The organism is Xenorhabdus eapokensis (assembly GCF_001908105.1).
Map to the genome: position 1 here is coordinate 20,615 of NZ_MKGQ01000036.1, position 6,717 is coordinate 27,331.

Annotated in this window: 5 protein-coding genes; 1 reads left to right on the forward strand and 4 read right to left on the reverse strand. The window is 42.1% G+C overall.

Annotated elements, in window-relative coordinates:
- Positions 1–6: 6 nt before the first annotated feature.
- Genes casB through Xedl_RS16660 form a run of 4 tightly spaced genes read right to left on the reverse strand, consistent with a single transcriptional unit; the run spans position 7 to position 5,366 of the window.
- A complete protein-coding gene (casB, locus tag Xedl_RS16645; RefSeq protein ID WP_074024894.1) occupies positions 7–558 on the reverse strand; it encodes a type I-E CRISPR-associated protein Cse2/CasB in 552 nt (183 codons plus the stop codon).
- The gene (gene casA / locus Xedl_RS16650) at positions 551–2,167 is read right to left on the reverse strand and encodes a type I-E CRISPR-associated protein Cse1/CasA (protein WP_074024895.1); all 1,617 of its coding nucleotides are present in this window, start codon (positions 2,165–2,167) and stop codon (positions 551–553) included. The genes casB and casA overlap by 8 nt, the downstream gene beginning before the upstream one ends.
- Positions 2,167–4,917 carry a CRISPR-associated helicase/endonuclease Cas3 gene (locus Xedl_RS16655; RefSeq protein ID WP_074024896.1) on the reverse strand — a complete coding sequence of 917 codons (2,751 nt, stop codon included), beginning with the start codon at positions 4,915–4,917 and terminating at the stop codon, positions 2,167–2,169. The genes casA and Xedl_RS16655 overlap by 1 nt, the downstream gene beginning before the upstream one ends.
- 53 nt (positions 4,918–4,970) lie before the next feature.
- Positions 4,971–5,366, reverse strand: a complete 396-nt coding sequence (locus tag Xedl_RS16660; protein ID WP_083600374.1) for a bleomycin resistance protein — start codon at positions 5,364–5,366, stop codon at positions 4,971–4,973.
- A 992-nt stretch (positions 5,367–6,358) separates the two neighbouring features.
- Between Xedl_RS16660 and Xedl_RS16670 the strand changes: the two genes are divergently transcribed.
- Positions 6,359–6,616 carry an AbrB/MazE/SpoVT family DNA-binding domain-containing protein gene (locus Xedl_RS16670; RefSeq protein WP_074024899.1) on the forward strand — a complete coding sequence of 86 codons (258 nt, stop codon included), beginning with the start codon at positions 6,359–6,361 and terminating at the stop codon, positions 6,614–6,616.
- Positions 6,617–6,717 lie beyond the last annotated feature (101 nt).

Here is a 6,717-nt window from a genome sequence, read left to right on the forward strand (position 1 = left end):
TTGGGGTTATTTAGCGGCTTTGTAGTAATCCATTGCCCATTGCACACAAAGGCGTTTATTGGCTCGATACGCTCTTGGCTGGTGGTATTCCCACATCCACTGTTCAATATCTTTGGCGAGAGACAAGACGGAAACCTGGCCTTTCAGTTGTTGCAGGATGCGCCGCAAACGCATAATAAATTCATCGGGAGTTTTGGCTGCCTGTAATTGGGCAAAGCGATGAGTACTGACAATGGGCTTGTCATTTTCTGTTTTGGTGCCTGCGGCAGTTGCCAGATTAGTGCTGGTGTTGGTTTTGACATACACCAGCGTAACGGCAATCATCGCCCATTGCATAACGGTTTTTTGTTCAGCTTCTTTGGTGATATCCTCAGGTAAAATGAACCATAATGCGCGAAAACCTTCGGTTAAAGTTACTGCCTCAATATCCTGGCAACGCTTTAATTCGGCCTTATAGAGTGTGGGTACAGGAGGAATCTCTTTTTTCTTCAATTCTTCGGGGGATAAAAACATACTTTCCCACCAGCGCAGTAAACGACCTTCGCTTAGATTAGTCATTGATAACCTCCTTCTTCGTGTTCTTGGATGATTTGGTTTCTATATTGTGCTCTGCCATAAATGACTTAATATCTTTAGAACTTATCAGCCACTTGGTAAGAATTTGCCGTGCCTCGATTTTTTCCAGTAATTTTTTGGGATCGGTATCTTCTGACAGTACAAATTCATCAAAGAGATCAAAGCAGGTATTTCTAAGTTGATAGAGCCAGGTTTTAGCGTCTTCGGTGGATAGGGAAGACGCTTTATGCTGGCTGCTGACAATCTGTTGTACCGCCTTAAAAAAGGCAGCTTGGGTACGTTGGTAGAAGGTCGCCTCAATAAATGACATATCGCCTTTTATCTCATTCGGGCGACGGAACCAGGCGCTTTTGATCTGGGTACGACACTGAGTCAATGCATTGGCAGAGAGGTTTTGTAATGTTTTGACGCGCCGGAAAACAGCATCTTTCTTCTCAATCGGCATGGAGAATAGAGGCAGGCTGGTGGAGTACCAACCGCGGGCTTTCATGTTATCCATATCATAGCCAAAAACCCACAACCGTGGAGTGGAACTCTGTTCGTCCGCAAAATAATCATTGAGTTGGTTAAAATGGTCGACAACCTGAGCTGCCTGTTGACCATATTTATCATTGGAAAACGTCAGGCTATCCCAGGTTTTGTAGGTAATGCCACCCGGCTGCCCTTTGACAGAAATGTGCACTTCATCCGGTTTTTTGGGATTCCATCGATAGGGTGTTAAGGGATGTTGCCAAGTACCAGAATAGTTGTTGCCATAGTTTTGGGTACGATAGCCAGCAACAGATTGGTGAGTTGCTTGTCCCGTTAATTGGCAAATAGCGGGCTTGTCATCTATCTCCAGACGAATTCGCCGTGGCATTGCCCAATACATATGCAGTTCATGGACATTATGTGCGTAAATTTCTGTCTCTGCTTTTTGGCCGAGATGAGTTTTACCCAGCCACGGAAAAACGTCTGGACTATTGAGGTCAGGATCCGGGTAAGACCAAAGTTCCCGATTGATGACATTAAGCCAAAGTTTTTGCCATAGTGAAGCATCCAATTCTTGTGGCTGAATCAAGGTTGTTAGTGGGCCTCCTCCCCGCAACCCCACTCGATGCCCGACACCGCCGGCAGGAGCATTAATCTGTAATGTGAATAGCGCGATAGCGGCCATTTCAGGGGAAATGACTTCACATTGGTTGCGTTTGATAAAGTGGTCAGTATTATCCTTCAACGTTTTTTCACCGGGCGATTCAATCAATAATCCTGAAATGCTGGTGGGCTTTCTTTCAGCTAATAGATCAAAATCCTGCATAAACAGAGGGCCATCCCCTGACAAATTAAAAGCCTGTTCTGCCTGGTTAAAGGCAGTCTGTAAGTCAGCTTGTGTAGGGGCTTGTTGATAAAATTCATGCCATTCGTCTTCATCTTCAGGGGCAAAAACCGTTTGTAGCAAGCCAATGGCTAACTGATAAGCCGCCCCCTGAAAATCAGCTCGCGGCAGGGCAAAATCGACGACGGCAGGATCACTGATTGCCGTCAGTGGCAATTTTTTCTCGCTGCCATTTCTCATGCTAAAAGTCAGCCATGCATCTTTAACGAGGTTCATTACGCCTCCTGCTTAGGATAAAAACCGATGTTGGGATCATAAGTAAAATGAGGGTCACTCTCTGGTAGCCAGATTTGCAGGTATTTGACGGATTTGAATTTATCCTGTAACTGTTCTACTGCTTGAGAAAGAGACTCTGGTATGGGTTGCAGCTTATCGGCAAATTTATTTTTTGAAATTTTGACGATACTTAATTGGACAGGAAATTTTTCATCCTCTACCCACGGTATCAATTCACCGCTTTCGGTCAGTTTGACAAGCAGCACACTGACCGTTTCGATATCACTAAATCGGGTACTGATATCGCAATCATCGTCATACCAACCGCGGGCACTGCGTTTACTATATTCATGGTGTTGCCATTGCAGGGCTTGTGATCGTGCTATGGCGTCTTTGTACCTCCCTTCAGTGATTGCGTCACCATCTTTGTATTTGAGTGCATCAGGGATTTGTTCATCAGCGTCTTCACCGTAAACGGCTTCGATCAAGGTTCGAGCCTCAGCAGGCATACGAATGGCACCCAAGCGCAGGAGTTCGCGTAAGCCAAGCCATAAACGTCCGGCTGAACGATAAACATATTGAGTATTACGGAACTCTTTACTCAGCCAATCCGTTTTAGGTTGGTCATCCCATTCTGGTGCGTGAAGATATAATGTAGGCGCAGATCGGCTATCGGTAATGCCTGCTTTATATTCGCCATTTGTATTGCGGGTATGGCGGTGCAGGCGACCGACCCGCTGAATCAAGTCATCAATCGGGCAGATATCGGAGATCATCACATCAGTATCAGCATCAAGACTTTCCTGAAAGACCTGCGTTGTAATCAGGATCTTTCCTTGTCGATCTTTCTGCCTACTCTCTTTACCAAATATTGCCAGCACCCGATCTTCGAGCATTTTGCGGTCATACAAAATAAAGCGGCTGTGGAATAGCAGGCAATTTTCCGGCTGTTCCATTTGTGCCTGAATCAGTCGGAAAGCATGGAGTACATCATCCACTGAGTTACGAACCCAAACCACACATTGCCCATTTTGAGCGGCGTTCAGAGCGATTTCTACACATTCATCCAGATGATTCACGGTTTTTACCGTGACGGCACGGCTAACATCTGGGCGACTGCGTAAGGGCGTTTCAATAAGCGGATTTTCTGGGTTTAATGTGATATGGGTTGCCAGTGGAAAGGCCGTTTGTTGCAATTTTTGTGGCGAGATTCCGCCGGCAGATAGCCAGTTATCTACCAGCCGTTGGCGCTGTTTTAAAGAGAGCGTGGCAGTCAGCAATACCACGGAACCCCCCTGGTGCAGGTGCAGACTTAATAAGTTTTTCAGTAATGCAAACATGTATTCATCTGCGGCGTGTACTTCGTCGAAGATCAATACTTTGCGATTTAATCCAATCAATCGAAGTGACTGGTATTTTCTCGGTAAAATGGCAAGCAATGCCTGATCGATAGTACCTACGCCCACCGAAGCCAATAGGGCTTTTTTGTTAGAATCTGCCAGCCATTGGTGGCACTGTGCTGTCGCGGTGCTATCGTCTCTGGTGTAATCACTGTCGCTGTGTTCGGACGTCAGGATGATGTCACGGAAATTGTCATTCATCTCACGGGCACCGTGCGCGAGAACGATACTGGGCAGGTTGCCGTTTTCTGTATCAAACATATGATGATAGTGTTTGGCGATTCGGCCAAACATGGCGTTGGAAGTCGCCATTGTTGGCAGACCAAAATAGAAACCGTCCGCAGTACCGGTTTGCATTAAGCGGTGAGTCAGGGCAAGGGCGGCTTCTGTTTTGCCTGCTCCCGTGACATCTTCCAGAATAAAAAGTTGTGGGGAGTCATCAATCGGGACTTCCTCCGCCCATTTTTGTAATGGGGTTGGCGAAAAGTGGTAATACTCCTGAATAGAGGTGTAAGGCGATATTACGGGGGGGTTATGGAGATCAATGCCATTCAAGGCAACTTGGGCTTGTTTTTGGGTAAGCTGCCAATATTCTGCTAGAGGAAGCGCTTTGGTTTGATAACGAAAATGATAACAGTCAGAGCCTATCCAGTCAGCCAGTACGACAATACCGGCAAGTTGCCAACTCACCTGTTTCAGGTTGTGTTGCCACTCTTTTGAAAGTAATTTTGCCAGTGGCAGACGAGGTTGAAAAAGCGTCAGTAGATCATGGGTAAATGCCGTTGCATCGACAACATTTTGGGGCTCAGTAAAATCGGTAATTGCGTTACAATCAGTATCATCAATGGGTTTACCATGATGACCGAGCATACACTGCATCAAAATCATTAACGTTTTTAGTGCTCGTTTCTTTTGTTTATCTTCATTGAATGGCAGGCCATCATCTTCCACTAAAGCAAACAGTACGTCGTCCTGAATTTTTTTCCAGAAAAATAGCCCTAACCGATCATGCCTGAAACATTTGGAATCATAGGGGGAATATTGTTCAGGGTTAATCAGATCAGTATTTTCCTGGGAATATAATTGCTGAAATGCAGAGGCAAACTTACCGATATCATGCAGTACCAGAAAAAATGAAAACAGATTTTGTAGTGATTCTGGTGATAATCCCAAAAAGTTGGCGAGATCTTGTGTTAATTTTTTGTGTGGTGCCAATAATAATCGACCTACTGCGGCAACATCCAGGCAGTGATAGGCCAGAAGATGATAGTTTTCTTCGGAATAGGGATTTTTTTTGGCTTTGCCCCAATATCCCGTGAGGTAACCAAAATTATTTATTAAGTTAGGCATGTTTTTACGTAGAAATAAAATTATAATCGAATCACATTAATGAATTGTTAGTATTATTCTTGGTGTTCTATATATTGGCTAAATCGAAGTAAATAACCATCTGGATCTTGAACAAGGAATTCTCTCTGACAGACATGGGTATCGCCTATGCAGTAATAATTATCTTCCAGTGGACGATAAAGTTCGATGTTGTTAGTTACAAGATTTGCCAGAATTGGCTTAATGTCATCAACTTCAATTTGCAAATTAATACCGCGTCCTAATGGTTTATTGAGTTCTCCGGTATTCCAACCATTTTCATGAAATGCTTCCAGCATTAATTGTGCCTCACCTAAGCCCAAATAAACAAAATCGGGTTCTTCTCGTCGGATTAATATTTTGAAACCCAATGTTTTCTGATAGAAATCGAGTGAAGCAGAAAAATTGCTCACAGTAAGCTCTGGCACCATGCGATTCCAGTAAGTTTTTTCTGTTACATTATTAGCGCTCAAAAAAGTTTTCCTGTGTGATTATATTATTTCAAAATAGCGAACCACTTAAAAAATTAGTTAAATCCACTACGTTAACAACGGTTTTGGAGAACTTACCCTATTTTATATTGTGCCATCACTAATATTTTGTCTTATATGGAATATTGATCACATTTAAAATCATATAAGAATATGTTGATCAAAATTTAATCTCGCTATGAATTAGATTTTGATGACAGTTTTTATGGTGAATTGTAATACTCCGTGAGTATTTTTCTCTGATAGTGTTTTATCTCTATATATCAGCGTTTGTTCATTTTGTAGGTGCTGCATTTTTGTTTGCGTCATAGCTTCTTTGCGCCATCTAAACAGGGTGCTTTTAGAGATTCCATCTGATTTGGCCAGAGAGGAAATACTGATGTTGTAGGGCGGTAGCATTTTTTTTTTGCATGGCTCGTTTTTTTTCAGGTGAATAACGTTTCAAATTTTGTCCCCTATGAGAATTTTTATGTGGAATGTTTTAAAAGTGTAGAGGGAGTTTGTGGAAAGGCAAATTTTTTTTCAATTTTCAGATAGAGTAAAAAACAAAAACTTTAGAAAAAATTATTATCCATTTAAGTTTATTAGTTTATAGGGTTAGATATTTATCCCCGTGTATACGGGGAACATAATTTTATAATCAGAGAGAAGTAAAAATAAAAACGGTTTATTCCCGTATTCACGGGAAAAAGTATTCATATCACGAAACTGTGAACATTTCTATTTTTTGTCTCTCTTAAGACAAATATATTCCTGATTGTTATCTTTACTATGCTTGCCAGAAACAGTGATTTGAAGTGTAGCAAATCACCATAATTACGTCTCTATTGTGTTTATGATTTAGTCTCATAATGTAAAAATCAGATAAAGTTTTATTTTTGTAAAACATAAAAGTATAGTTGAGTATAATTTAAACAGAAGGGGAGATAGGCATGACTGTTGTTGTTATTCGCCAATCTGGTGGGGCTAATATTGTTAGCGTACCGAAAGCCATTTTGAAAGCCCTTAATCTACATACGGGTTCAAAGCTTGATCTGTCCATTCAAAATAACAAAATTGTGCTTACACCAATCGAAGAAGAGTTAACGTTGGAATTACTGTTAGCCGGAAGCCCTAAAGAATGTTTCACGGTAACAGATGAGGATAGAGAATGGATCAATGCTAACCCTGTTGGTAAGGAAGTGATTTGATGTAAATAAGCTTTCAAAATAGTAGATCACTTGGAGGGAACTCAGTCCAATTTTTGCGATCTGATTAATCGCCAAATCAAAAAAAATCCCAAAATGGACTG